Source organism: Nocardia sp. bgisy118 (genome assembly GCF_057708605.1).
On sequence record NZ_JBYISM010000005.1, the window covers coordinates 150973 to 177202 of the forward strand.

Annotated in this window: 24 protein-coding genes; 16 read left to right on the forward strand and 8 right to left on the reverse strand. The window is 70.8% G+C overall.

Going from position 1 to position 26230, the window contains the following annotated elements; translation table 11 throughout:
* Positions 1–88: 88 nt before the first annotated feature.
* Positions 89–2974 carry a type 1 periplasmic-binding domain-containing protein gene (locus AC3EO7_RS08285; protein WP_435590885.1) on the forward strand — a complete coding sequence of 962 codons (2886 nt, stop codon included), beginning with the start codon at positions 89–91 and terminating at the stop codon, positions 2972–2974.
* Position 2975: 1 nt separating this feature from the next.
* On the opposite strand, the gene AC3EO7_RS08290 is transcribed toward AC3EO7_RS08285, so the two are convergent.
* Positions 2976–4436, reverse strand: a complete 1461-nt coding sequence (locus tag AC3EO7_RS08290) for an amidase (RefSeq protein WP_431962899.1) — start codon at positions 4434–4436, stop codon at positions 2976–2978.
* A 224-nt stretch (positions 4437–4660) separates the two neighbouring features.
* On the opposite strand from AC3EO7_RS08290, the gene AC3EO7_RS08295 reads away from it, so the two are divergent.
* The 5 genes from AC3EO7_RS08295 (at position 4661) to AC3EO7_RS08315 (ending at position 8399) form a co-directional block, all read left to right on the forward strand.
* Positions 4661–5527 (forward strand): alpha/beta fold hydrolase, encoded by an 867-nt coding sequence (locus AC3EO7_RS08295; protein ID WP_435590886.1) that lies wholly within the window; start codon positions 4661–4663, stop codon positions 5525–5527.
* Entirely contained in the window at positions 5514–6113 is a 600-nt protein-coding gene (locus AC3EO7_RS08300) for a TetR/AcrR family transcriptional regulator (protein ID WP_435590887.1), read from the forward strand. Before AC3EO7_RS08295 ends, AC3EO7_RS08300 begins: the two co-directional genes overlap by 14 nt.
* 168 nt (positions 6114–6281) lie before the next feature.
* Positions 6282–7043, forward strand: coding sequence for a DNA repair protein RecO (gene recO / locus AC3EO7_RS08305; protein WP_431962905.1), 762 nt, complete (start codon positions 6282–6284; stop codon positions 7041–7043).
* A gap of 109 nt (positions 7044–7152) precedes the next feature.
* A complete protein-coding gene (locus AC3EO7_RS08310) occupies positions 7153–7974 on the forward strand; it encodes an isoprenyl transferase (protein ID WP_431962907.1) in 822 nt (273 codons plus the stop codon).
* 14 nt (positions 7975–7988) lie between these two features.
* Positions 7989–8399: a YbjN domain-containing protein gene (locus tag AC3EO7_RS08315; protein ID WP_431962909.1), complete on the forward strand. Its 411-nt coding sequence runs from the start codon at positions 7989–7991 to the stop codon at positions 8397–8399.
* Positions 8400–8409: 10 nt separating this feature from the next.
* On the opposite strand, the gene AC3EO7_RS08320 is transcribed toward AC3EO7_RS08315, so the two are convergent.
* The gene (locus tag AC3EO7_RS08320) at positions 8410–9018 is read right to left on the reverse strand and encodes a TetR/AcrR family transcriptional regulator (protein WP_431962911.1); all 609 of its coding nucleotides are present in this window, start codon (positions 9016–9018) and stop codon (positions 8410–8412) included.
* A gap of 103 nt (positions 9019–9121) precedes the next feature.
* Between AC3EO7_RS08320 and AC3EO7_RS08325 the strand changes: the two genes are divergently transcribed.
* Positions 9122–10102, forward strand: coding sequence for a hypothetical protein (locus AC3EO7_RS08325; RefSeq protein WP_435590888.1), 981 nt, complete (start codon positions 9122–9124; stop codon positions 10100–10102).
* A 62-nt stretch (positions 10103–10164) separates the two neighbouring features.
* Here AC3EO7_RS08325 and AC3EO7_RS08330 read toward each other — a convergent pair whose 3' ends face one another.
* From AC3EO7_RS08330 to AC3EO7_RS08340, 3 genes are all read right to left on the reverse strand, one after another.
* A complete protein-coding gene (locus AC3EO7_RS08330; RefSeq protein ID WP_431962915.1) occupies positions 10165–10593 on the reverse strand; it encodes a Fur family transcriptional regulator in 429 nt (142 codons plus the stop codon).
* 2 nt (positions 10594–10595) lie between these two features.
* Complete coding sequence (locus tag AC3EO7_RS08335; RefSeq protein WP_067787209.1) at positions 10596–10946, reverse strand: ArsR/SmtB family transcription factor; 351 nt, start codon at positions 10944–10946, stop codon at positions 10596–10598.
* Positions 10947–11040: 94 nt separating this feature from the next.
* On the reverse strand, positions 11041–12024 hold the full coding sequence (locus tag AC3EO7_RS08340) for a hypothetical protein (protein WP_435590889.1): 984 nt from the start codon (positions 12022–12024) through the stop codon (positions 11041–11043).
* 319 nt (positions 12025–12343) lie between these two features.
* Between AC3EO7_RS08340 and AC3EO7_RS08345 the strand changes: the two genes are divergently transcribed.
* Positions 12344–13744 carry a glycine--tRNA ligase gene (locus AC3EO7_RS08345; RefSeq protein ID WP_435590890.1) on the forward strand — a complete coding sequence of 467 codons (1401 nt, stop codon included), beginning with the start codon at positions 12344–12346 and terminating at the stop codon, positions 13742–13744.
* Positions 13745–13855: 111 nt separating this feature from the next.
* On the opposite strand, the gene AC3EO7_RS08350 is transcribed toward AC3EO7_RS08345, so the two are convergent.
* Positions 13856–14467, reverse strand: coding sequence for a TenA family protein (locus AC3EO7_RS08350; protein ID WP_431962921.1), 612 nt, complete (start codon positions 14465–14467; stop codon positions 13856–13858).
* A gap of 62 nt (positions 14468–14529) precedes the next feature.
* Here AC3EO7_RS08350 and AC3EO7_RS08355 point away from each other — a divergent pair, with 62 nt between their 5' ends.
* A complete protein-coding gene (locus tag AC3EO7_RS08355) occupies positions 14530–15843 on the forward strand; it encodes a phthiocerol/phthiodiolone dimycocerosyl transferase family protein (RefSeq protein WP_431962923.1) in 1314 nt (437 codons plus the stop codon).
* 64 nt (positions 15844–15907) lie between these two features.
* Complete coding sequence (locus AC3EO7_RS08360) at positions 15908–17377, forward strand: molybdopterin-dependent oxidoreductase (protein ID WP_431962925.1); 1470 nt, start codon at positions 15908–15910, stop codon at positions 17375–17377.
* 182 nt (positions 17378–17559) lie between these two features.
* Here the strand turns inward: AC3EO7_RS08360 and AC3EO7_RS08365 are convergent, their stop codons facing one another.
* A complete protein-coding gene (locus AC3EO7_RS08365; RefSeq protein ID WP_435590891.1) occupies positions 17560–18378 on the reverse strand; it encodes a MerR family transcriptional regulator in 819 nt (272 codons plus the stop codon).
* A 56-nt stretch (positions 18379–18434) separates the two neighbouring features.
* The gene (locus AC3EO7_RS08370) at positions 18435–20417 is read right to left on the reverse strand and encodes a TPM domain-containing protein (RefSeq protein WP_435590892.1); all 1983 of its coding nucleotides are present in this window, start codon (positions 20415–20417) and stop codon (positions 18435–18437) included.
* 50 nt (positions 20418–20467) lie between these two features.
* Here AC3EO7_RS08370 and AC3EO7_RS08375 point away from each other — a divergent pair, with 50 nt between their 5' ends.
* From AC3EO7_RS08375 to AC3EO7_RS08400, 6 genes are all read left to right on the forward strand, one after another.
* The gene (locus AC3EO7_RS08375; RefSeq protein ID WP_431962931.1) at positions 20468–21145 is read left to right on the forward strand and encodes an MBL fold metallo-hydrolase; all 678 of its coding nucleotides are present in this window, start codon (positions 20468–20470) and stop codon (positions 21143–21145) included.
* Between the two features lie 31 nt (positions 21146–21176).
* A complete protein-coding gene (locus AC3EO7_RS08380; RefSeq protein ID WP_431962933.1) occupies positions 21177–22322 on the forward strand; it encodes a serine hydrolase domain-containing protein in 1146 nt (381 codons plus the stop codon).
* Between the two features lie 71 nt (positions 22323–22393).
* The gene (locus AC3EO7_RS08385) at positions 22394–23644 is read left to right on the forward strand and encodes a PucR family transcriptional regulator (RefSeq protein ID WP_435590893.1); all 1251 of its coding nucleotides are present in this window, start codon (positions 22394–22396) and stop codon (positions 23642–23644) included.
* Between the two features lie 121 nt (positions 23645–23765).
* A complete protein-coding gene (locus tag AC3EO7_RS08390; protein WP_431962937.1) occupies positions 23766–24764 on the forward strand; it encodes an alpha/beta hydrolase in 999 nt (332 codons plus the stop codon).
* A gap of 54 nt (positions 24765–24818) precedes the next feature.
* Positions 24819–25034, forward strand: a complete 216-nt coding sequence (locus AC3EO7_RS08395) for a hypothetical protein (protein ID WP_435590894.1) — start codon at positions 24819–24821, stop codon at positions 25032–25034.
* A 6-nt stretch (positions 25035–25040) separates the two neighbouring features.
* Positions 25041–26024 carry a hypothetical protein gene (locus AC3EO7_RS08400; protein ID WP_435590895.1) on the forward strand — a complete coding sequence of 328 codons (984 nt, stop codon included), beginning with the start codon at positions 25041–25043 and terminating at the stop codon, positions 26022–26024.
* Positions 26025–26230: the final 206 nt, after the last annotated feature.

Sequence of the window (26230 nt, forward strand, 5' to 3'; positions counted from 1 at the left end):
GCGGGTCGCGAACTCGAGCGAACAAGGTGCCTGAGCCGGATTTGTACCGGTACAGTCCCCGATGACGCCCGGGGTGTGCGTCGCAGCCATGCATCGCACTGGGGAGGCCGTCGAATTGCCCGATACCGCCAACGATGTCCCCAAACTGCTGGAACTGCTACGCGCGCTCGAGGTGCCGGACACGAAGCCACGCGTGTTCCGCACGCTGCTGCGGCGCAGGCGCCCGCTGCCGCGCCCGATCGTCGGCTTGGTCGGCGCGGGCACGGGCGGTGCATTGCTCGTCGAGATCTACCGCTGGCTCGGCGAATCCGGCGGCAGGCGGGCGACGCCGCGGGCGCGGGTGGATCTGCAGGCGGCGGACCTGCCGCCCGACGCGCTGACGCCCGATCCGAACGCGACGGGCGAGGAGATCCAGGGCCACTGCCTGCCCATCGTGCAGCGGCTGGTCGAGGGTTTCTCCACCGACGACACGGCGATGGGGCCGATCAAGTTCCCGCGCTACCGCACCGCCGATTGGCTGACCCGCCAGCGCGTCACGAGCGACGAGACCGAGGCCACGGTGGAGCTGCGGTCGCGGCTGCCGCGCCTGCTGCGCAGCGGTTCGCCCGCCGACCGTTCCGACACCGCCGAGGGCGTCAGCGGCGACACCATCTCCCGGCTGGTGTTCGGTGTGCTCGCACTGTGGCCGGTACTGCGGCTGTGGCTGTGGATCAGCGGTCGCATCCCCGGCATGTCCAAGGTCACCCGCTGGTTCATGCACCAGCGTTACCTGGCGCCCGAATACTCCGACAGTTTTCTGGGTTTCGCGACCCGGCTGACCGCCTCGCGGCGCGGCGACGAGAACGAGGAGCAGGTCGCCAAGCTGCTGGTGCACGCCTTCCTCGAGGATCTGCGCGACGCCTACCGCAAGCGGCTGTGGCGGCCGTCGAGCTGGCGGCGCACCGCGTATCCGGTGGCGTTGCTCGGCGGTGTCGAGCGCGACGGCGCGGCGAAGCGCCTGATCGGCTGGATCAACGACATCCGCAACGAGACAGGGCATTCCGATCCACTGGTGATATTCGCCTGCCTGGACTACGACCCCGGCCTTGCCGACGAGACCGCCGTGTCGTCGACGGACAAGCTGGCCCGGATCGGCGACCTCCAGCACCTCGACACCTTGGAAAGCCTGGTCGACCGCCCGTATTCCGGGCAGCAACCGGACCCGCTGCAACGCTGGCTGCGCGATATCGACAACATGCGCACCAACCGGGCGAGCGACGCGTGGTTCCTGCCGTTGCGCGTGCGGCTGCCCGATCCGCTGAACGGCCGCGTCCGCGACCCCGCCCTGGCCCACCTCGCGGTGCCGCCCGCGCCCCCGCTGGCAGCCCGCAAGTGGTTCGTCGCATTGTGCGTGCTGGTTCCGGTCGCGCTGCTGGTGGCCGCCGCGCTCGTGTATATCCCGCCATTGCGCGGCGCGCCCTGCGCGCACTGGCCGTGGACCGCGGGCATCTCGGTGCAGCAGCGCGACGGCGAGTGCGTCGGGTACAGCGACAACGCCGACCAGGTCTTCACCGATGATCCGGAGCTGTCGGCGATCCAGCGGGAAGTCTTCCGGCTCAACGTCTCCGCCGCGGACGCGCGCCGCGGCAACCCGCGCCGCCCGGTCGTCACACTGATCTACTTCTCCGGGCTCAGCTACGTGGACGCCAATGTGCGCTACCCGCATGCCCAGGTGGAGGAGCTCGCGGGGCTCGCGGTGCAGCAGCGCCGCGCGCTGCTCGCTTCCGACGAGTCCGAACCGCTGTTGCGCGTCGTCGTCGCCAACGGCGGCTCCAGTATGCAGCACGCGACCTGGGTGGTGGACCATCAGCTGCGCGGCCTGCTTGCCGACGAGCCGGGCATCCTCGGGGTGGTCGGTATGGACCGCAGCAACGCCGAAACCCGGCGCGCCATAGGAAGACTCGGCGAACTCGGCGTGCCGGTGGTCGCGACGACGCTCTCGGCCGACGGCCTGGAGAAGGCATCGCCGCTGTACTTCCAAGCGGCGCCGAGCAATGCGACGCAAGCGAAGTTGATCGCGGACTACGTGCAGGGCGCCCGCCATCCGGCCGGCTCGCCGCGCGCCGGACAGCCGCGCTACAACCAGGTCGCCATCTACCACCCGAAGGCCGACGGCGACATCTACGTCGAGACCCTGGTCGAGGATCTGCGCACCGAACTGGAAGGCCGCGGCGTGCCGTACCGCCGCATGGAGTGGACCGAACAGCAGGAGCTCAATCGCTTTGCCGCCCCTTGCGAGACAACGGGTTTCGACCGCGGCACCCTGTTGTTCTTCGCGGGCCGCAACGACGATTTCGCGACCTTCGCCAAGTCGGTAAGTCGCGGCTGCTTGACCGGGGAGTCGCCCGCCATCCTGGGCAACGACACGGTGACCCGGCTGATCACCGATCAGAAGGCGATGGCGGCGTTGCCCGCCAATCTGTCGGTGCGCTACGTCGCCAAGGGCGCGCCGGTGATGCTCGGCGGCGCCGAATGCGTCCGCGGCAACGGCGAACTCGGCGACGAACCGGTCGCGTTCGACTACCAGCAGTTGTGCGCGGAACTGGCGGCCCTGATCGGCGATCTGCGCGTCTACCCGCAGATGGCCGACTATCAGCCGTCCTGGCCCGGCGACCGGACCGGATTGGCCTACGACGTGGTCGGCCTGTTCCTGCGCGCGGTGCGTACCGGCCCGCAGCAGGCCGACGGCTCGCTGAACCGCACCGCCATCGCGATGCAGTTGCGCGAGACGGACTACCGGGGCGTCACCGGCACCCTGGGCTTCTCGACCAGCAGGGTCGCCGACGGCTCGTCGATCGCGGTGCTGGTCACGGCGGGCGTCGGCCAGCCGGGCCCGCAGGAGTGTCTGGTGATGTCGCCGCGTCCCGACGCGGGGGACGGCTGTCCCTCGGGCACCAAGAGCGCGCTGGAGGACTGGTCGTCGCCGCGGCGCTGAATCACCACCACGGTTCGGGGCGGTGCCGATCCCAGCGCAGCTCCGACTCCAGTTGCGCCGCAACGGAAACCAGCACCGACTCGGAGGATGCGCTGCCCATCAGCTGGGCGCCGACCGGCAAGCCCGCCTTGGTGAAGCCGGCGGGGACGTTCACGCTGGGCCAGCCGAGCACGTTCCACGGCCAGGTGTACGGGCAGGCGGCGGTGATGAGGTTGTTGGTGGCGTTGACGCCGATGCCGTCGATCTCCTCGGCGCGCGGCGGTGGAGTGGCGGTGGTGGGCGCGAGCACCAGATCGTAGTCGGTGAAGAAGGTGCCGATGCGCTTGTGCAGCAACGGTTCCGCCTGGCGCGCGGCGAAGAGCGCCGGTCCGCCGAGCACCCGGCCGAAGCGAACGTTGGCGCGGGTGCGCGGGTCCACCTCGGCGCCGGGCATCCGGTCGTGCACGGCGCGGATGCCCGCCATCGAGCGCGGCAGGAACGAGGCGCCCATCAGCAATCCGTAGTGCAGGTCGGCGACGGTGACCGAGTGGCCGAGCTTGCGCAGCGTCGAGGCGATCCCGCGCACCGCGGCCCTGACCTCGGGGTGCAGCGTCGTCTTGGTCGCGGTGAACGGAATGCGCAGGGAGAGTGCGATCTTCAGGCGTCCCGGGTCGCGCCCGACGGCGTCGGAGGCACGAATCGGCTCGGGGGTGTGCCGGTCGCCGGGGTGCGGGCCCGCCGCCGCGTCCAGCAGCAGCGCCGCGTCGGCGACGGTGCGCGCCAGCGGCCCGTTCACCGTGAGTCCCTGGAACGCCTCGGCTTCCGGCCAGGTCGAGATGCGTCCGCGCTGCGGCTTGATGCCGACGAGGTTGGTCCACGCGGCGGGGATCCGGACCGAGCCCGCGCCGTCGGAACCCAGTGCGGCGGGCACCAATCCGGCGGCGACGGCGGCCGAGGAGCCGCCGGAGGAACCACCCGGCGTGTGCTCGCGGTGCCACGGATTGCGGGTGTGGCCGAAGGCCGCGCCGCTGGTGAACGGCAACTGGCCGAGCTCGCAGGTGTTGGTCTTGCCGACGATCACCGCGCCCGCCGCGCGTAGCCGCCGAACCGCCTCGGCATCTTCGGTTTTCGGCGTGAAGTCGCCGCCGCAGCCGAAGGCCGTCAGCTCGCCCGCGATGTCGGTGTCGTCCTTGACGGCGATCGGCACGCCGAGCAGCGGCAGGCGCTCGCCCGCCGCAAGTCGCCGGTCGGCGTCGGCGGCCTCGGCCAGTGCCCGGTCCCTGCGGACCACCCGGAAGGCGTTGAGCGTCGGCTGGCTCGCCTCGATCCGGTCGAGCGCCGCCGCAACGGCCGCGGCGGAGCTGACGGTGCCCGCCGCGAGCGCGTCGGCCAGGCCGGCGAGGCCGTGATCGCCCGTCGGCAGCGCGCCGTCGGCGGGGTCCGGTTCGGCGGCAGGCCTGAGCGCTGGGTTCGGCACGGTCATGTGAGCTCCCTCTCTTCGATCGTCCGGTGTGAACCGTAGCGCTGTCCTGGACGACCGTCCACGTGGGTTATCGCCGAGCTGCGCCCAAGTGCATCAGTACCGGGTTTTCGATGGCCGTTCGTTATGCCCGTCCGTCGCGAACTCCGCTGTCGCGCCACGAACTCTAGACATACATACGGTATGTATGTAAAGGTGTACGGGACGCCCGACATCTGGAGGAAGCCATGGGAATCAGCCCGTCACTCGGTCCCGCGCACGAGATCGCCCTGCCCGGCGGCCGCATCCGCTACCACGAGACGGGGACCGGCGCGCCGGTCGTCTTCGTGCACGGCCTGCTCGTCAACGCCGATCTCTGGCGCGGGGTGGTTCCCGCCGTCGCCGCCGCGGGGTACCGCTGCCTGACGCCGGACTGGCCGCTCGGCTCGCACTCGATCCCGGTGCCGGAGGCGGACCTGACGCCGACCGGGGTCGCGGACCTCATCGCCGCCTTCCTGGAGCGGCTCGGCCTGACCGACGTCACGCTGGTCGCCAACGACACCGGCGGCGCCATCACCCAGGTACTGCTGGCCCGCAACACCGACCGCATCGGCCGCGTGGTGCTCGCCTCCGTCGACAGCCACGAGAAGTTCCTGCCCCAGCCGTTCACGCTGCTGCCGCTGCTCGCGCGCATTCCCGGATCGATACGTCCGCTCGCCGAGACGCTGCGCCTGCGCGCGCTGCACCGGCTGCCGCTGGCGTTCGGCTGGGTGAGCAAGCGGCCGGTGCCGGACGAGTACGTCGACTCGTACCTGCTGCCGAGCCGCCGGTCCGGCGCCATCCGAAAAGACCTGCGGCGCTTCCTGAAATCCGCGCACCGCCGCTACACGCTGGACGCCTCGACCCGGTTCGGTGACGTCCGCCTTCCGGTGCTGATCGTCTGGGCGCGCGAGGACAAGCTGTTCCCCGTCGCCTACGCCGAGCGGCTGGCGCGCGAGTTCCCCGACACGACCCTGGAGCTGATCGACGACTCCTACACTTTCCTGCCCGAGGATCAGCCCGAGTTGCTCGCGCAGCGGATTCTGGAGTTCACTCGGCTGCATGCCACGCCGTAGCCAGGAGGACCGTTCCCGTACGACAAGGGCCGCCCTGGAAGAGGCAGGGCGCCGCCTGTTCGCCGAGCGCGGCTTCGCGGGCACCTCCGCCGAGCAGTTGGTGACCGAGGCGGGGGTCACCCGCGGCGCCCTGCATCACCACTACGGCGACAAGCGCGGGCTGTTCCTGGCGGTGCTCGAACAGCTCGAGTCGGACATCACCGCGGAGATCGGAAGAGCCATCGCCGCCGTCGATCCCGGCGACATCATCGCCTCGATGGCGGTCGGCCTGAACGCCTTCCTCGACATCTGCCAGCGCCCCGAGATGATCCAAATCGCGCTCTACGACGCGCCCGCTGTGCTCGGCTGGGAGGAATGGCGCGCCTTCGAAGCCAGGCACGGGCTCGGCTTGATCATCACCGAGCTCGAACGCGCACGCGCCGCCGAGCTGATCGCCGACGCGCCTGTCGAGATCCTGGCCCGGCTGCTGCTCAGCGCCGTGGCCGAGGCGGGGCTGATCGTCGCGCACGCCACCGACAAGGACGCCGCGCGAGCCCAGACGCAGCAATCACTGCTGCTGCTGGTCGCGGGTCTGCTGCGCACGTAGGCGCGCGGCCCGACGAAGTACTCCGGAAGACGCGCACGACCGGAGCGGAAGCGGAGGTACGCAGAACCGGCGCAGCTCGACGACGATCGCGCAGGGCCCGAGCGGACGTGCGGATTCGCACACGCGAGGCGCCCGTGGCCTGTCGCCGGTTCGTGGGAGGATGACCGTGTGCGTTTGTATCGGGATGAGGCGGTCGTGGTGCGCCAGCACAAGCTGGGTGAGGCGGACCGCATCGTCACGCTGCTGACGCGCCGGCACGGCCTGGTCCGTGCGGTGGCCAAGGGGGTGCGGCGGACCAAGTCCCGGTTCGGCGCCCGATTGGAGCCGTTCTCCTACATCGACGTGCAACTGCATCCCGGCCGCACGCTGGACGTCGTCACCCAGGTGCACACCGTCGAATCCTTCGCCGCCGACATCATCGACGACTACGGCCGCTACACCACCGCCTGCGCGGTGCTGGAGACCGCCGAACGCCTCGCGGGCGAGGAACGCGCGCCCGCGCCGCGACTGCACGCGCTGACCGCGAGCGCGCTGCGGGCCATCGCCGCCAAGCAGCGCCCGCACGAACTCATCCTGGACGCATTCCTGTTGCGCGCCATGGGTTTCGCGGGGTGGGCGCCCGCGCTGGACGAATGCGCCAAGTGCGCGACTCCCGGTCCGCACCGCGCCTTCCACGTGGCGGCGGGCGGAGCGGTGTGCGTGCACTGCCGCCCGCCGGGCGCGGCCACTCCCGCGCCGGGCGTCCTGGATCTGCTCGTCGCCCTGCTGAAGGGGGAGTGGGACTACATCGCGACGGTGCCCGATTCGGTCCGCCGCCAGGCCAGCGGACTGGTCGCCGCCCATCTGCAATGGCATCTGGAACGTCAGCTGCGGACGTTGCCCTTGGTCGAGCGCAGCAGGACGCCGACGCCCGCGGGCCGCGTCGGCTGAGAATTCCCGCTGGTCGGCGGCCTGATCGCGGGCACAGCGACGGCGCGACCGTTCGGTCGGTGGGTCGATCTGCGGAGGTCGTCCCACCCCGCGAGCCCGATCAGGCAGGATGGAAGCCGTGATCCTCCGTCGAGACTCCTCCACCGCGACCAAGGCGAGCAGCGCGGGCCGCGCCGTTCGCCCGCCGTCGCCGCATCCCTCGGGCGCGCGGCCGCCGCAGCTGCCGCCGGAACTGGTGCCCAACCACGTGGCGCTGGTCATGGACGGCAACGGCCGGTGGGCCCAGGAGCGCGGGTTGCCGCGCACCGCGGGACACGAGCGCGGCGAGGCGGTGCTGATGGACACCGTCGAAGGCTGCATCGAGATCGGCGTGAAGTGGCTCTCGGCCTACGCGTTCTCCACCGAGAACTGGCGGCGCAGCCCGGACGAGGTGCGCTTCCTGATGGGCTTCAACCGCGACGTGATCCGCCGCCGCCGTGACGAGATGCACGAGATGGGTGTGCGGGTGCGCTGGGCCGGACGGCGACCGCGCCTGTGGCGCAGCGTGATCAACGAGCTGGAGATCGCCGAGGAGCTGACCAGGGACAACACGGTGATGACGCTGACCATGTGCGTCAACTACGGCGGTCGCGCCGAAATCGCCGACGCGGCACGGGAAATCGCGCGGCGGGTGGCGGCGGGCGAGATCGATCCGGAGAAGGTCACCGAGGCCACCGTCGCGCGGTTCCTCGACGAGCCGGACATGCCGGACGTCGACCTGTTCCTGCGGCCCTCGGGCGAATTCCGCAGCTCGAACTTCCTCATCTGGCAGTCGGCCTACGCCGAATACGTGTACCAGGACACGCTGTTCCCTGATTTCGACAGGCGCAACCTGTGGGAGGCCTGCCTCCAGTACGCTTCGCGTGACCGCCGCTTCGGCGGCACGAAGTGAACGGCGGCACGAACATGGACGCAGCGGTCACCCCCGACCAGGAACTCCAGGCGCGGGCGGGGGCCTGCTTGTCCCAGTACGACGTCGACGTGCGCGTCGACCCGGAGGGTTCGCTCGGCTTTCAGTACGAGGGCGCGCTGTGCTCGCTGCGTGCGGTGAATCTGGCGCCGGGCCTCGACGTGGTGTCCATGACCTGCGTGCTGGCCTGGGACCGTCCGCTGAAACCGCAGCTGCACAAGCGAGTAGCGGAGCGCAACAACAACTTGCAGTTCGGCTCGCTCACCGTGATCGGTCACGGCAAGCTGGCCGACGTCATCCTGCGCTACACCTTCCCGGCCGCGGGGCTGGACGACCAGGCGCTCACCACCATGCTGCTGCTCGTCCTCTCCGGCGCGGGCCGAGCACGCCAGGGCTTGCTGCCCTGACCGACCGCCCTCAGCGTGCGGCGGGCTTGCCCGTCGGGATGAGCAGGTCGACGCCGCGGGCGAGGGTCTCGGGGTCGAGGTCGCCCAAGATCAGGTGCTGCAGGATGAAGCCGGGCAGGAAACCGATGATCGCCTTGGCCACCGCGTCGGTGTCGGCGTCGGGCGGTAGCCAGCCTTCCTCGCGCATGCGCACGGCGTAGTCGCGCCAGAGGTCGCGCATCGCGTGCATGGTTTCGCGCACGGGTTGAGCAGCTCCGTCGTGCACCAGTGCCAGCGCCCACGCCTGCGGAGCCAAGCGGACCGGTCCGTCGGGCCCGCTGCGGCGGACGACTTCCTCGGCGATGCCGCGCACCAGTTCCGCCGGCGTCGGCAGCGGGTCGGAGCGCACCGCCTCGGCCATCGCCATCCGCAAGCTCACGGTGGTCTGGGTCGCCAACGCCGCGATGATCTCGTTCTTGCTCTTGAAGTAGCGGTAGACCGCACCGGCCGAGAGCCCCGATTCGGTGAACACGTCCTGCATCGAGGTCTCGAAGAAACCCTTGCGAGCGAAGCACAGCTGCGCGGCGTCGAGGATCTGCTGTCTGCGGCGTTCCAGGTGCTCTTCGCTGACTCGTGGCATGAGCCCAAAGTAAAACGAATATCCGTTCTTGACAACCTACTTGCCTCGTGCGACTGTGGTGACATCGAAAGAGAACGAGCATTCGATTTAGTGGGAGTACGTCATGAAAACCATGCAGCGAGCGGTCGCCCTCGGCCTGGGCGCGGCCCTGCTCCAGGCGCTGATGCTGATCGCCTTCGCATGGCCCGCGGCCAATATCGCGCCGCGTGACCTGCCCATCGCCGTCGCGGGCCCGCAGGCGGCCGTCGTCGCCGAACGACTCGGGCAGCACGACCCCGAGGCCTTCGAGATCACCACCGCGTCCGACGCCGCGGCCGCGCGCGCCGCCATCGAGAACCGCGAGGTCTACGGCGCGATCGTCACCGGAGGGGGAGCGCCCGCGGTGCTCGTCGCCTCCGGCGCGAGCCCGGCGGTGGCCCAGCAGCTCACCGCCATCGCCCAGCAGCTGTCCGGCGCGCCGGCGGCCGCGGTCGAGGACGTGGTCGCCGCCGATCCGGACGACCCGCGCGGCGCCGCCTTCGGCGCGATGGTCCTGCCGCTGGTGATGGCGGGTCTCGCGGCGGGCGTCCTGCTGAGCCTGGTGATCCCGACGGCAGGCGCGAAGGTGGCAGGCCTGGTGAGCTTCGGCCTGTTCGGCGGGCTGCTGAGCATCGCGATCGTGCAGGGCTGGCTGTCGGTGCTGCCCGGCAACTACCTCACGCTGGCGGCCGTCGCCGGGCTGGTGTCCTTCACGGTCGCGGGCGCCGTGACCGGGCTGGCCGCGGTGATCGGCCGCGCGGGCATTGGTGTGGCGGCGCTGACCTTGCTGCTGATCGGCAATCCGTTCTCGGCTGCCACCTCCGCGCCGGAGCTGCTGCCGCAGCCGTGGGGGGCCATCGGCCAGCTGCTGCCCCCGGGCGCGGCGGCTTCGCTGCTCCGCTCGGTCGCCTTCTTCGACGGTGCCGGAGCCACGAAACCTCTTGTGGTGCTTGCGGTGTGGGCCGCGACGGCGCTCGTTCTGCTCGGCGTGGCCGCACTGCGCGGACGCGGGGCCGACGCCGAGCAGGTTGCCGCGCCGACAGTCGAACCCGCTCCGGCGGTCTGATCCGGCAATGCCGAAGGCCACCCGCTTCCTGGGGGAGTGGGTGGCCTTCGGTCGTGAATCGGTCAGTCGCGGGGAGTCTTGGCGCAGGTCCGGCAGGTGCCGAAGACCTCGATGGTGTGGCTCACCTCGGTGAAGCCGTGTTGGCTCGCGATCGCCTCGGCCCACGCCTCCACCGTCGGGCCCTCGACCTCGACGGTGCGGCCGCAGCGCCTGCAGACCAGATGGTGATGGTGGCCGGTGGAGCACTGCCGATAGACCGACTCGCCGGAGTCGGTGCGCAGCACGTCGACGAAGCCCGCGTCGGCCAGCGACTGGAGTGTCCGGTAGACCGTGGTGAGCCCGATGCCCTCGCCGCGCTTGCGCAGTTCGTCGTGCAGTTCCTGCGCGGAGCGGAATTCGTCGATGTCACCGAGCAGCGCGGCGATCGCACTGCGCTGGCGCGTGCTGCGTATCCCGACCGGCTTCTGTGGATCCAACGTCTTCTCCTGCACGATCACCCTTCCTCGGCGTGCGCGACGGCGTCGACGACGATGTGCGCCAGGTGGTCGTCGACCAATTCGTAGAGCACCTCGCGGCCGGATCGCTCGCCGTGCACGACGCCCGCGGACTTCAAGATGCGCAGGTGCTGGCTCACCAACGGCTGGGTCACGCCGAGCGCGTCGACCAGCTCGTGCACGCAGCGCGGCGATTCGCGTAGCTGGAGCACGATGGCGATGCGCACGGGAGCGGCGAGCGCGCGCAGCAGCTCACCCGCGTCCTCCAAGACGGTGCGCGCGGGCACCGGCGCGGGCCCGGGGGATCGATAGGGTGTGTGCGAGTGCGCGGCGGCCGTCTCGGCGGTCATCGGAACCAACTCCTTATTGGAAAGCGATCCCATTTTGATATGCATAGTTGCGCATGTCAAACGCGGCGCGCCGGGTGAGCGGGCAGACCGCTGATCACCGGCAACCGTCCTCGGTCGGCATCGGGATGTTGGGGTCGAAGTATTCCTCGCTGCGCCGGTGGTGCCCGGCGGCAGCGGCGGTCTCCCGAGGGCTGTTGTAGTCCGGCGCGAGGAAGCCGTGTTCGGATTGCGCGCAGTCGACCGAGTAGCTGAAGCCGCGCGCCTCGCCGAACCAGACGCCCCGTGCGTCGGCAGCGTACTTCGAATCATCGATCCAGCGGTACTCGATCTCGTGCCTGACCACCGCCACGATGTCCATCGGGCCGTCGATCTTCGTCGGATCGGGGACGTCGAAGGCGTAGGCGACCAGATAGTTGGTCCGGATCGTCAGCTCGCCGTGTTCGTTGACGGTCGGCGTCATCCACCCGGTGACGCGCGGCTGCACGGGAAGCAGCCGGGCCCCCGCCGCGATGCGCTCGGCCACGTACCACGATTCCTTCTCTTTGCCGGGCGCCAGCTCCGGCCGGAGTTTCTCGACCAGCGCGGGCGCCAGCTGGTCGAGCACCAGGCTCGGATCGCGGGTCTCCAGCACCGTGCGATCCAGCCGCGCGGTGCTGATCAGCCGTCGCACGCGCTCCATGAACTGCCCGACCTGCTCGGTCGAGTACGGGCCGACGGGATGCGCGGGCGGCGGTTCGATGCCGCCCGCGCCCTCGCGCCACATGGCGGCGGGGGTGTCGGCGAACGGCCGGGTCAGATCGACCTCCGCGTGCGCGCGCAGCGGCGCGGTCGAGGTGCTCGCGGCGCTCGTCGGCGGTGCGCTCGCCGTCGGCGCGGTCCCGTCCAGGAAGGCGAAGCCCGCCCACGCCAGCGCCACCACGGCGCTGAACGAGAGCGCCGTGAGCAGCGCGCCGCGGCTCGGCCCGGTCAGCCCGCGAGCCTTGCGCGCCCTGGTCGCGCGCCGGTGGTCGCGCAGCGCGCGGCGCTCGGCCTCGCGCGCCCAGTCGGCATCGAACAGATCCGGTGGCAGATCGGCCACGGGCCCACCCCTAGTGCTACATGCCGACTCGTTCAAGGCTCAGCGCCCCACCCCGCCCCGGCCGTCTTCGGCAAAAACGTTGGCGCCGGGGCATTCCCGGCGGTCCGTCGGAACATGATCGCACCCGTCGGACGGGCGTGCGTCCCGGGGCCGTGGCCGCCGCGGCGGACGCTCGGGGCGAGCAGACGCCTCGCACGCGATACGGCACAGGTGGCTGGCGGTGCAAACCCGGTTGCGTGATGCCGATAGGCTGGAGGTCATCGATCGCATCAAATGAAAAAAAATTCGATGCAGTGAATGCAAATCCGACTCGCAGTGGATGGAGAAATCTCGCGTGGCACCCAAGTCGAAGGTGGACACCGTTGCCAACCTCGCCAAGCGCCGGGGTCTGGTGTACCCGTGCGGTGAGATCTACGGAGGCACCAAGTCGGCATGGGACTACGGTCCGCTCGGTGTCGAGCTGAAGGAGAACATCAAGCGCCAGTGGTGGCGGGCCATGGTCACCAGCCGCGAGGACGTCGTCGGCCTCGACTCGTCGGTGATCCTGCCGCGCCAGGTGTGGCAGGCCTCCGGCCACGTCGAGACCTTCACCGACCCGCTGGTCGAGTCGCTCATCACGCACAAGCGCTACCGGGCCGACCACCTGCTGGAGGCCTACGAGGAGAAGCACGGCCACCCGCCCGCCAACGGCCTCGCCGACATCCGCGACCCCGAGACCGGCGACCCGGGCCAGTGGACCGAGCCGCGTAACTTCTCCGGCCTGCTCAAGACCTTCCTCGGCCCGGTGGACGACGAGGAGGGCCTGCACTACCTACGCCCGGAAACCGCGCAGGGCATCTTCGTCAACTACAAGAACGTCGAGACCACCGCGCGCAAGAAGCCGCCGTTCGGCATCGCCCAGATCGGCAAGAGCTTCCGCAACGAGATCACGCCGGGCAACTTCATCTTCCGCACCCGCGAGTTCGAGCAGATGGAGATGGAGTTCTTCGTCAAGCCGGGCGAAGACGAGCAGTGGCACCAGTACTGGATCGACACCCGCATGGCCTGGTACACCGACCTCGGCATCGACCCGGAGAACCTGCGGCTCTACGAGCACCCGAAGGACAAGCTGTCGCACTACTCGACGCGCACCGTCGACATCGAGTACCGCTTCCGCTTCCAGGGCAGCGAGTGGGGTGAGCTGGAGGGCGTCGCCAACCGCACCGACTTCGACCTCAAGACGCATTCGGAGCACTCCGGCACCGAGCTCAGCTACTACGACCAGGCAGGCAACGAGCGCTACATCCCGTACGTCATCGAGCCGGCCGCGGGTCTGACCCGTTCGCTGATGGCGTTCCTGGTGGACGCCTACGCCGAGGACGAGGCCCCGAACGCAAAGGGCGGCGTGGACGTTCGCACCGTGCTTCGCCTGGACCGCAGGCTCGCGCCGGTGAAGGCCGCCGTGCTGCCGCTGTCCCGCAACGCCGACCTGACCCCGAAGGCCAAGGACCTCGCCGCCCAGCTGCGCAAGCACTGGAACGTGGAGTTCGACGACGCGGGCGCGATCGGCCGCCGCTACCGTCGCCAGGACGAGATCGGCACCCCGTTCTGCATCACCGTCGACTTCGACACCCTCGAGGACCAGGCGGTGACCATCCGCGAGCGCGACTCGATGGCGCAGGAGCGGATCGCGCTGGACAAGGTCGAGGGCTACCTGGCCCAGCACCTCATCGGCGTCTGAGTTCCCCGCGCGACGACCCGCGACCGGTGTACCGGTCGCGGGTCGTCGCGTTTCCGCGACGCTCGAATCGCGTTCAGCGGCAAGGGGTCTGGTCGGTCCCGGTCGATCCCGTCAGTCGAGCGGCACGTCCCAGAATGCCAGCTCGTGGCGCATGCCTTCGCGGAAGAGGAGCTCGGCGCGCCCGGGATCGACGCCGGACTCGTCGAGCATCTCGGCGCAGCGGCGGGTCAGCGCGGCGAAGCCGGGATCGGCGTAGGTATCCACCCAGCGCCGATAACGTGGCTCGGCGGGCGGGTCGACGGCCAGCTGCGCGCCGAGCGTGGAGTAACCCCACATGCACGGGTAGAGCGCGGCCAGACCTTCGCCGTAGTTCGCGGCCGAGTCCAACAGAAAAGCGGCGTAGTTCGCGCACGGGCCGCCCTTGACCGCGCCGTCGAGATCGGCGCCGAACTCGGCGGCCAGCGAGCGGTGCAGGGCGAGTTCGTTGTGGAAGGTGGCGTGCGCCAGGTCGACCAAGTCGCCGAGATGCGCGGCGGGCGCCTGCCAGGCCAGCCTGCTGAACACCCGCACGTAGTCGAGCAGGAACAGGTAGTCCTGCTCGAGCCACGACCGGAACACCGGCTCGGGCAGGTCGCCCGCGGCGATGCCCGCCACCGTCGGGTGCGCGCGCTGCGCCGCGACCAGCGGGCCACCGATGTCCTCCAGATGTGCCGCGAGACTCATGTCTCTCAGTCTTCCGTACTGTTCGGTTTGCGCGGGACCCGGCGGTGCCGCACGCTGGGCGTGTGTGGTGGACAGTGGACGACACGGTGCGAGTGCTCGCGCCGTCCGAGCAGCGTTTCGTGCGGCACGCGACCTACACCGGTCGCTCCGTTCTGGTCGAGGGAAAGCTCGACATCGCCGTGTTGCGAAGCGCATTCGGCGCACTGCTGCGCACCCATCCGATCCTCGCCTGCCGCATCGGTGAGGACGCCGACGGGACCGGTCATCTGCTGCGCCCGGCGGGCGACGCGGTGGGGGTGTGGGTCCGCGCCGGTGACACCGCGACCGTCCGGCTGCCGGACGGGACGCTCGATCCGTCGGTTCAGCTCGCCTATCTCGACGTGGTGATCGAGGACGCCCGCGCGCGCGTGACGCTGTACGCGCACCACGCCGTCGCGGACGCGGGCCACTGCGTGGCGCTGCTCGTCGCGCTGTGGGACCGCTACACCGACGAGGTGTCCGGCGCGGCGAATGACAGTGTGCCGCAAGACTTTCCGCGTCCGCTGGAGTGGTACGCCGCACGGCATGGTATTCCCAGGTCGGCGGTGTCGGGTCTGGAAGCCGCGTCCCGGCCGCTGCCGCACGCGCCGATCCTGCCGCCCGATCCGGCGACTCCCGCTCCCGCTTCGCTGGCCCGGCCGGAGCGGACGATCCTCGGGCCGGAGGCGACCGCGCGGATCGTGGAGCTGAGCCGTCGCCACGGCGTCACCGTCAACGGGTTGGTCACGGCCGCACTGCTGCGGGCGTATGCCGAAACTGCCTCGGGGCCAGTCGATTCGGTGCCCGGAGATTCGGATGCGCGCGTTGCGGGGCCGGGCGACGCCCTGCCGCTGCGCTGCGTGTATCCCGTCGACATGCGCTCGCGACTGACTCCGCCGGTGGCTGCCGCCGACGGCACCAACATGGCGGGCCTGGCCGCGTTCGCCGCCGACATCACGTCCGCCACGGACGTCGTCGAACTGGCGCAACGCATTTCGGCGCGGCTGAGCCACGACCTGGCCGAGGGCATCGTGCAGCAGTCGGTGCTGCACTTCCCGGAGTTCTTCGGGCCCACCGCGATTCACTCGCTCGCCGGGCACATCGCGGTGACCAACACCGGCAGGGTGCCCCGCTTCCGCACCCCGCAGGAACTCACACTCACCGATTACGAGATCGTCTACCTCTCCGCCCACCCGCGCCCGTCGGCCGGACCGTCGGCGGCCGTCACGTTCCTCGTCTACACCTTCGCCGACCGGCTCTGCGTCGGCGTGCTCGGCGGCGGTCAGCTCGCGGCGCGACTACCGGACGCCGTCGGCCGCGAACTCGCCCAGTTGGCCGCGGTGTCGATCGACGCGTGATCCGAGCGGGCCGACGGGCTGGCCGTGTCCGCGATTTCGTGGACAATGCTGGGGGAGAACATCGATGACGATGCGGCGGAAGCGGGTGTTTCGGACAGTGCGGACGAACGGAAAGAGCGGCCTCGGGGCGGCCGCGGTCGGGGTGGCCGCGCTGGGGCTGGGGGAGGCGATCGCGGCCGCCGGGGGCGGGTCGCTGATCGACACCGTCGGCCGGGGCCTGATCGACACCGCGCCCGTGCCGGTTGTAGAGGCCACCGTCGCGCTGTCGGGTCGGCACGACAAAGAGATCACCCGGCTCGGAGTCGGCGCGGGTGCGATCGCCGCGACCACTGTGCTCGGCGCGCTGCCGCCCCGGCTTCGGACACCGGCCGCGGCGGCGTTCGGGGCGGGTGCGGCGGCGCTGGCGCTGCGCAGATCGACCCGGTCCCCGTCCACGGCCGCAGGCGCGTCGGCGGCGGGCGCGGTGCTGGCGGCCGGGTTGGGCAAGCGGCCGGGCGGGTTGTTCGGCGCGCTGGCGTGGACGGCGGCGGGCGCGGGATTGCTCGCCGCCGCGCGGACCCTGCACCGCGATCGTGATCGCGTGCGCGACAGCGCGATTCGAAACGTCGGCCCGCTGGGCGGCATCGGCTTGGTGCCGGACGACGGCCTCGACGAGCCAGGTCTCTCCTCGCTGATCACCACGGCGGGCCGGTTCTACGTCGCCGACGTGAACCTGCGCCCGCCGCGCATCGATCCGGACCGGTGGCGGCTGGCCGTGACCGGCATGGTCGCCCACCCGCTGCGGCTTTCGCTGGCCGAATTGGCCGCCGACGCGGTGGAATTCGACGCGGTCATGGTCTGCGTGCACAACCGGGCCGGGCAGGGCAGGGCGGGCAACGCGCGCTGGTTCGGCGTGCCGCTGGCGCACCTGCTGAAGCACGCCATTCCGGAGCCCGCCGCCACCCGCCTGGTGACCCGCGCCGTGGACGGCTACACCATCTCGCTGCCGGTCGAGCCGTTGCGCACCGGAGAGCTGCCCGGCTACCTGGTGATCGGCATGAACGGTGCGCCGCTGCCGCCCGAGCACGGCTTCCCGGCCCGCGTCTTCGTGCCCGGACTCTACGGCCAGTACACCGGCGCGAAATGGCTGTCCGAGCTGGAGCTCGCCGACGACAGCCACACCGATTACTGGGTACGGCGCGGTTGGCCGACCGATCTGCTGTGGGTCGAGCCACACGCCCGCATCGACACCGCCGCCCCGGGACGCACGATCTCGGGCACGCTCACCGTCGCGGGCGTCGCCTGGGCCCCGCCGCACGGCGTGGCGGCGGTGGAGCTCAGCGTCGACGACAGCACATGGCGCCCGGTCGATCTCGGCACCGAACTGGCCCCCGCCGCCTGGCGCCGCTGGCGCACCACCCTCGAGCTCCCACCCGGCACGCACACGCTGCGCGCCCGCACCATCAGCCGCTCCGGACAGGTACAGGAAAGCGCCACCCGCGCGCCGTTCCCCGCGGGACCCACCGGCATTCACACCGTCACCGTGCAGGTCTGAGCGAGCGTCACGCCGAGCGGGGGTGGCTTCCGCTGCTAGCCGGCCGACCGGTCCCAGCGCCGCGCGATGCAGATCTGAGGGTCGCGCGGAGCGGGGACGGGTCCTGTCGACAGGCGCCCAAGCTGTTCACGCCGCTGGATTCGGCTCGAAAGCGCTTGCACCGCAGCGGCTCCGGGTGCGCTTCACCGGCGCGCGATCGGCTCCTGCAACTCCGTGACCCACCCGCTCGGGTCCTCGGTGAACTCCAGGGTCACCTCGCGCGCAGGGCCGTGCGAACGGTAACCGTTGGCGTCGATCCACCGGCCGAGCGCCTGCCAGGGTTCCAGCACTTCGTTCATGCTGCCGCGGTGCACCACGGTCGCGGCCCGATCGATCGCGGGCAGATCGACGATCGAGAAGTCGTGTCCCGCACCGGGTTCCGTGGCGACCGGCAGCGCGGCGTGCACCAGCACCGAACCGTCGGGGCGCTCGTCGTAATAGGCGATGCCGGGCCCGACGGGTTCGACCCCCGCGCGCTCCAGCCGTGCGCACAACTCCTCGAACAGTGGGCCCACCACGGGACCGATCGACCGCGGCTCGAAATCGCCCGCCTCGCCGGTCAATTCGGCGACCCGGACGGCAGGGACGGACTTGACGACCACATCGTGCACGGGCATGGCGCCCTCCTTCTCGATGACGCGGAGTCTCGCCTCGACCTGGACGAGCCGGTCCCGGTCCGTCGCGATGCGCTGCTCCAGTTCCGCGCGGCGCAGCGTGAGCATGCCGCGCAGTTCCGCGCCGCCCACCTCGTCGTCGAGGATCCGGCGCACCTGTTCCAAGGTGAAGCCGAGCTCCTTCAGCGCGACGATCCGGTTGAGCCGGGCGAGCTGGCCCGCCGCGTAGGACCGATAGCCGGTTGCCGGGTCGACCACGTCGGGCCGCAGCAGCCCGATGCCGTCGTAGTGGCGCAGCATGCGCACCGACACCCGTCCGTGTCTGGCGAAATCTCCGATACTGAACATGACGCCTCCGGTTTACGGCCTCACACGGTGTCAGGGTCAAGCGCCGCGCGCGGTATTCAGAACCGCCCGCCCCGGCTGACCCGCCGCGACCCGCTGGACCCACCGTAGGAGCCGGGCCGATACCCGCCGCCCGAGCCGTGCCGCATCCCGCCCGCCGCGCCGCGCAGCAAGCCCTCCAGCAGGATGCCGCCGAGCACCGCGCCCGCCTGCGCACCGCCCGAGGGCGGCCTGTTCGACTCCCAGGCGCGCACGCTGGCCTGCGCCTCTTGGAGCGCGCGACCCGCCAGCTCGGCCGCCGCCTGCGCGTGCCGCAGCGCCTGACCGGGGTCGGTGGCCGCGAGCCGTTGCGCCGCATCGAGATTCCGCTGCGCCTCGGAGAGCCGGGTGCGTGCGGTGGCGTCGATGCCGCCGCGGCGCGTGGTGACGAACTCACCCGCCGCGCGCACCCTGGCGCCCGCATCGGTGAGCGCCTGGTCGAGGCGGCGGCGCAGATCCTCGGCGGCAAGCTTGCGATCGGTGGCGGCGGCGATGGCCCGATCCAGATCGCCGTCTGCGGCCACCGCGCCGTGAAAGGCGTCCAGCGGATCGGCGTCGGCCATGGCGGATGCCTTGTCGAGAGCCTGCCGCGCCGAGGCGGTCGCGGTGGCCAGTTCCGGGCCGCCGAACGCGGCGAGTTCGGTGGCGGTGGCGATGTCCTTGCGCAGTTCGTCCAGCACCGCGGGCAGGCCGTCGCGGGCCTGCTGGATGTCGGTCGCCGCGTTGTCGACCGCGTCCAGCAGCGTGCGCGCCTGACCGATGGCCCCCTCGGCGGCCCTGATCGCGCCGACCGCGCCGCCCTGCTTGCCGACCGGCAGCGCCATGGCTTCGCGTCCGGCGTCGATGTTCTGTTCGGCGAACGAGATACGTTCGCGCGCCATCGCCGTGTTGTCCCGAATGGGGGCGAGCACGCTCGCCGGATGCGCGGCGCTCAGCCGGGCCAGTTCCGCCTCCGACGCGGGCACCCGGCCGGTGAGGTCGACCAGGCCCCTGGTCAGCGCGTCCAACCGGCCCGGCGCGTCGATCAGCAGGTCGCGCATCGCGTCGAATTCGGCGACTCGCCCGTCGAGTTCGCGATCCGCGCGGCCCACGGCGCCGATCAGCTCGATCAGCAGACGGCGCTGCTCGTCGGCGGTCTCCGGAATGTCGTCGTCGAGCCGCTGACGGAGGGTGAACGCCCTGGCGGCCGCGGCCTTCGCGTCGTTCAGCGCGGTGGTGAACGGCGCCGCGGCCGTCGCGCCGAATTCGCCGACGGCCAACTCCAATTCCTCGCCGCTGGTACGTACCGCGTTGTCGATCTCGACGAGCACCTCACGGGAACGCGCGTGCAGCGCCTCCAGCGGAAGCGCGGCGAGGGCGGTGCTGTCGCCGGGGTCCACCCGCCGCGCGGTGTCCAGCTCGGCCCGCTGCCGATCGCGGCGGCGTGTGCGCGTGTACAGCAGCAGCGCGCCCACCGCGACCGCGACGACGAGCGCCAGGATCAGCAGCGTGCGGAAGCCGACCCCGCCCGCGCTCATCGCCGAGTTCAGGCCGTCGGCGGTCGCGATCCCCGCGGCGGCCCAGTCGCTGTCGCGCAGTGCGGGCTCGACCCTGCGAGTCAGCAGTTCCTCGAGCTCGCTGTCGCTGACCCCGACCGGCAGCTCGCCGTAGAACCAGTAGTCGCGCGAGGCGGTGGCGACTGCCAGCAGCAGATCTCGGGTGCCGAATCCCGATGCGGCGGCGGTCCTTTCGGCCCACGCCTCCGGGCCGAGCCCGTCGAAATCGCGGGCGTAGGCGATCCACAGCCGGATCTGCCGGTCGTCGTAGAGACGGTCCACCGCGGCCCGCACGCTGTCCAGCTGAGCACTGTCCAACGCGCCCGCGCTGTCGACGACGTAGGTGTCCATGCGGCTCGGCGGCTCCGCCGCCGCGGTCGGCGCGCCGAGCAGCGCCGTGACCAGCAGCAGGAGGCAGGCCACCACCGGGGCGGTCCGGCGGGCGCGACGATTCGGCTGCGACGGCATTCCACGAATCTATCCCCGGTTACCGCCGAATCAGTGGATAGCATCGTGGCGTGATCACGATCGACCGCCCCTACACCGGACACGTGTCCGCGGGATCGAACCCGCAGCAGCGCGACCTCGACGGCGCGCGCGTCATCAAAATGTCCGTCGGTGCGATGGACAACAACGTCTACCTCGTGCAGTGTGCCGCCACCGGCGCCGCGCTCCTCATCGACGCCGCCAACGAACCCGACCGCATCCTGGAGCTCATCGCCCAGGAAGCGCCCGGCAAGGTCCGCCTGATCGTCACCACCCACCAGCATCCCGATCACTGGTGGGCGCTGAAGGAGGTCGCCGCCGAACTCGACGTCCCCACCGCAGCTCATCGGCTCGACGCCGACCCGCTGCCCGTCACCCCCGACCGCCTCCTCGCCGATGGCGACATCGTCGAGATCGGCGACCTCATCCTCGCCGCCATCCACCTCAGCGGCCACACCCCGGGCTCCATCGCCCTCGCCCTCCCCGAGGAACCCGGCCGCATCCACCTCTTCACCGGCGACAGCCTCTTCCCCGGCGGCGTCGGAAAGACCAACAGCCCCGAAGCTTTCACCTCCCTCTACACCGACGTCACCACCAAGCTCTTCGACCGCTACGACGACGACACCGTCGTCTACCCCGGCCACGGCGACGACACCACCCTCGGCGCGGAGCGCCCGCATCTAGGGGAGTGGCGCGAACGCGGCTGGTGACAGTCGAACTGAAACATGTTCTAATTCCTGAGTGACGGATTCCATCGCCGGGACCTGCGACCCCGCCTTTCGCGAGGTGGGGGAGGTGTTCGCGGCGAGCTTCGCCGACGGGCAGAACCGGGGCGCGGCGGTGGCGGTGTTCGCGGGCGGACGGCCGGTGGTGGATCTGTGGGGCGGGGTGGCCGACGAGCGCAGCGGGCGCCCTTGGCTGGCGGACACGCCGTGCGTCGCTTTCTCCTGCACCAAAGCGGTCACCGCCACGGCCGCGCTGCTGGTCATGGAGCGCGAGGGGACCGGACCGGAGCAGCCGGTGCGCCGCTGGTGGCCGGAATTCGCCGCGCACGGCAAGCACGCGGTCACCGTCGAGGACCTGCTGACCCATCGCGCGGGCCTGCCCGCCTTCGAACGGCCGCTGACGAAGTTCGATGCGGCCGATCCCGCCGCCATGGCCGCCGAACTCGCGGGGCAGATCCCGGTGTGGGAGCCCGGCGCCAAGCACGGCTATCACGCGCTCACCTTCGGCTGGCTGGTCGGCGAGTTGGTGCGCAGGCGCACCGGCCGGACCGTCCCGGAGTTCGTGAGGGAGCATTTCGGCGCGGAACTCTGGGCGGGCCAGGGCGAGATCGCGAACGCCGCCCGCCTCGGCTTTCCACCTGCCACTGAAATGGAGTGGCGGACAGAGGATCTGCCCGACAACACCGCGGTCCGGCGACTGGCCGAGTCGTATCGGGATCCCGACTCGCTGCTGATGCGCGGGTCGACGAACCCCACCGGCTCCTACAACGATCCGACCGTGCTCGCGGGCGGCTGGCCCGGATCCGGCATGGTGACCACACCGCGCGCGCTGGCCCGTTTCTACCGCGACCTGATCCGCGGCGACCTGCTGCGCGCCGAGACGCTGCGCGACGCCGTGCGCGAACGGGTGCGCGGCGCGGACGAAGTCCTGTCCCTGGACAGCGCTTTCGGGCTCGGCTACATGCGTCCGTCGCTGAACTTCCTGCTCCCGAAGAGCGCACGGGCGACCGCGTTCGGCCATCCCGGCGCGGGCGGCTCGGTCGGCTTCGGCGACCTGGAACACGACCTCGCACTGGCGTTCATCCCGAACCTGCGCCGCGAAGGCCTCGCGGGCGACCGCCGCGCCTACGACCTGATCGCCGCGGTCTACGCGGCGCTCTAGCACCGCGGCCCAGGGCTTCCGGCGCGGCGACATATCTTGCCGCAGCCAGCCCGCGCGGTCACAATGCCGCCATGTCCGCCGTGCAGCCCCGCCTGTCGGTCGATGCTCCGATCATCAACCGGCTTCTCCCGCGTCTCACCGATCTGTTCACCGAGTTGCTCGATGCCGGGATCGCGGCGATCCCGGGCGCCGAGGGGTTGCCCGACGGGCATTTCACCGACGAGGTGATTCCCGCGATCGTCGCGGGCGCCGGGCTGTTCCTCGAAGCGCTCGACGAGGGACGGTCCTGCACTCCCGAGGAAGTCGCCGAGCTTGTCGTTCCGGTGGTGCGGAGGCACGCCGAAGACCGAATTCCGTTGCGGGCCTTGCTCTTGGCGTTGTTCGGAGGTATGCGGCACCTCTGGGCGAAGGCAGGGTCGCTCGCCGAGCCGGACGACCTGTCCGATCTGTTGGCCTTCTCCGACCTGCTGCTGGACCTGCTGGCCAATCTGACCGTGTCGATCACCGAGACGCACAGCGACGTGGAGCAGTCCATCTACGGCAGCGAACGGGAGGCCCGCAGGCTGCTGTGCGCCGCCTTGCTGCGCGGTGTCGAGACGGCCGAACTGGCCGCGCGCGCCGACATCACCCTGGCCGATCGCTACGACATCCTCGCGATCCAGGTCGTCGCGTTCAGTCAGGCGGGTCCGATGGTGGACGCCGTGATGGCCCGCCGCCGAATCCGGCTGGTGCAGCAGACACTCGACACGCTCGCCGGAACCACCGCGCTGAACACCTTCGACGGCACGACCGGTATCGCGCTGCTCCCGACGGCCGCCGACCCTTCGATCAACGCTCCGTACGCGGAGCTGGGCGCGGGGCTGGCGACCCGCCTCGGCGACGCCGTCGTCGTGATCGACGCCGGATCGGTGCCGCGCAGCGAGCTGGCGGCCGCAGCGGGCGAGGCCGCCGAACTCGGCGATCTCGCCAGGGCCCTCGGTCTCCCGACGGGCAGCTACGTGCTCGACGACCTGATGCTGGAATACCAGCTGACCCGTCCGGGACGGTCGCGAGATCGACTGGCGCAACGCATCGTTCCGCTCGAGCCGTATCCCCACCTGCTCGAGGCGCTCGACGCGCACATCCGGCACGGTTCCGATCGCAAGGCGGCGGCGGCCGACGTGCATCTGCACCCCAACAGCTTCAGTTATCGCCTGCGCCGCGTCGCCGAGCTGACCGGCTTCGATCCCTCCGATCCCAGCGAATCCAGGCTGTTGTCCGCGGCGTTGATGGTCTACCGGCTCTACCCGCCCGCCGCGAGTGCGACCATCGACTCGAATTGACGGCGGTTCGTTCCGCGTGACTAATGCGGCGGGTCGTATTCTCGTATCAATGCAGTGACACCGACTCAGACGGTTGCCGATACTTGTGACACGATCACAACGTACGAGAAGGGCTGTCACCATGAACTCGGTCGACGTGGACCGTTCCGCCCAACGCCCCCAACCGAATCCGCTGCGCACCGATTTTCCGGGCGGTAGTCGCCGCTCCCGGCTGCTCGACGCGGTCATCCGGTACTCCGTGCGCCCTTTCCTCGCGCTCTGGTCGCGCTACCCCGATCTGCCGTGGCCGTACGATGCGGTCGACCACCTCGGGCGCGTGTTGCGCACCACGCCCGGACTGGTCCGGCAGCGTATCGCCCTGCCGCACTGCGCGGCCGAACTCACCACTCCGCGCGTCGTCGACGACTCCCGCTTCGTGCTCTACCTGCACGGCGGTGCGTTCCTCATCGGGAACCGGGCGCTGCACCATCAGATGATCGGCCGCTTCGCCGACCTGCTCTCGGCTCGAATCCTCGCGGTCGGTTATCGCAAGATGCCCAAATACGGGATTGCCGAGGCGGTTTCGGATTGCGTCGACGGATACCGGCACGCACTCGAGATGGGCGTCGCGCCGGAGAACATCACGTTGATGGGCGATTCCGCAGGCGGCTACCTCGTTTTCGTGACCGCGCTGGAGATTCGCGACCAGGGTCTGCCGATGCCCGCCGCGATCGTCGCCATGTCCCCGATGACCGACTGGGACCACACCGCCAAGCTCGCGGCGCCCACCGGTGGCGTCTGCGCGGTCTTCCCGGTCCGCGCGGTGCCGATGCTCGGCATACTCGCCGAGCGCACCCGTGGCGCAACGCCTTTGGTGTCGCCCGCGCACGCCGATCTGGCCGGGCTGCCGCCCACCCTGATTCAGGCCAGTTCCAGCGAATTCGTCTACCCCGACGCAGAACTCATGGCCGCTCGCCTCGCCGAGCACGGCGTGCCCTGCGAACTGCACATCTGGCCTGGACAGGTGCACGTTTTCCAGGCGGCCGCCTCGATCGTGCCGGAAGCCGCCCACGCCGTCGCGGAGATCGGCGGGTTTCTCGATCGCACGCTGTGGCAGCGGACCGAACGCCGCAGCGCCTGACTCCGAATACCCGATCAGCCAACTCTTTTCCGACACTCAGGAGCCCGTACCGGGATGACCGACCCGAAAAGCGAGTTGCTCGCCGAACTGGCCGAGCCGCGCGAAATTCTCGACCAGCTCACCGACGAGGAGGCGACGACCCTGCTGACCCTGTTGCGCCGCGCCGAACAACAGCAGCGGCACAGCCTCGACGCGGCCATCGACGCGGCCTTCGACGTGCTGCCCCGGCTCGTGCGCATCCCGGCGCGCAAGATTCTGTTCGGAAGGTAGGCGACGATGACCGATCTGCTGACGCGTGGCCAGCTGGACATGCTGGCCCAGACGCTGAACGCCGACGCCGCCGACCTCGCCGCGCTGACCCGCCTCGGCGCACAGAACCTGCGCGAACTGCGGGAGCGCATCTCCGACCGGCTCTTCGACGCGCACGCGGCCACCTTCGCCAGGGTGAGCAAGCTCGCACCGCTGATGCCCAACGCGCTGGCCGCCAAGGTGGCGCTCCAAGCGGTGCCCGCCGAGGTCGGCGGCAGGGCCGGGGGAGCGCTCGGGCTCGACCATCCCGACCGGGCGGCGGGGATGCTCGGCGAACTCACACCGGAGTACCTCGCCGACGCGGCGCCCTATCTGGATCCGCGGGTCATTCCGGTGCTCGCCCCTCGGGTGCCCGCGGCGGTGCTGGTGCCCACCGCCAACGAGCTGCTGCGCAGGCGCGACTACGTCACCGCGTCGCGGTTCCTCGAGCACGCCACCGACGAACTGATCCGCGGCTTCGAGCGCGGCATCGCCGACGACGAAGGGTTGCTGCGCACCGCCGCGCTGACACCGTCGGCCGATCGGCTCGAGGACGTCGTCCGGGTGCTGCCCCCGGCGCGTCGCGGCGCCATCGTCCGGGCCGCGTCGGCCGGCTCGGACGAGACTCTGATCGCCGGGATCTCGGTGCTGTCCCGGCTGGAGCCGGAGCTGCGCCGCGAGCTCGGCGCCGAGTTCCTCGACGATCTCGACGAGGCGGGCCTGGACCGGTTGCTCACCGTGGGGACCCGGGACGAAGCGGTGGTCGAGCTGCTCACCGTGTTGTCCGAGGTGGACGAGCGTCACTTACGCTCGATCGCCGACCGGTTGAGCAAGGGCGACGGCTCCGTGGTCGGCGCGCTGCTCGACCAGGCGACCACGCCGGCGGCGCGGCGCACGCTGCACGCCATCGGCGAACTGCTCGAGCCGGCCGAACGGCCCGCTCTCATCGATCTCGTCGACCGGACGAAGTGAGGACTGTCACCTGCGGGACGACGCTGTCGTTCGCCTCGTGTCGGCAGGTGAGTGCGGATTCGTCCGGGCGGCAGCGCGATTCGCGGTGGCCTGGTCGGGCGGCTTCGTTTCCCGGTCGGCGCAGCCGCGCCGGATGCGGGCCGCCGGGCGGATTCCTTCGCGTATCGATGCGGCCACACCCCGTGCGCAGGTCGGCGAGGAGTCGG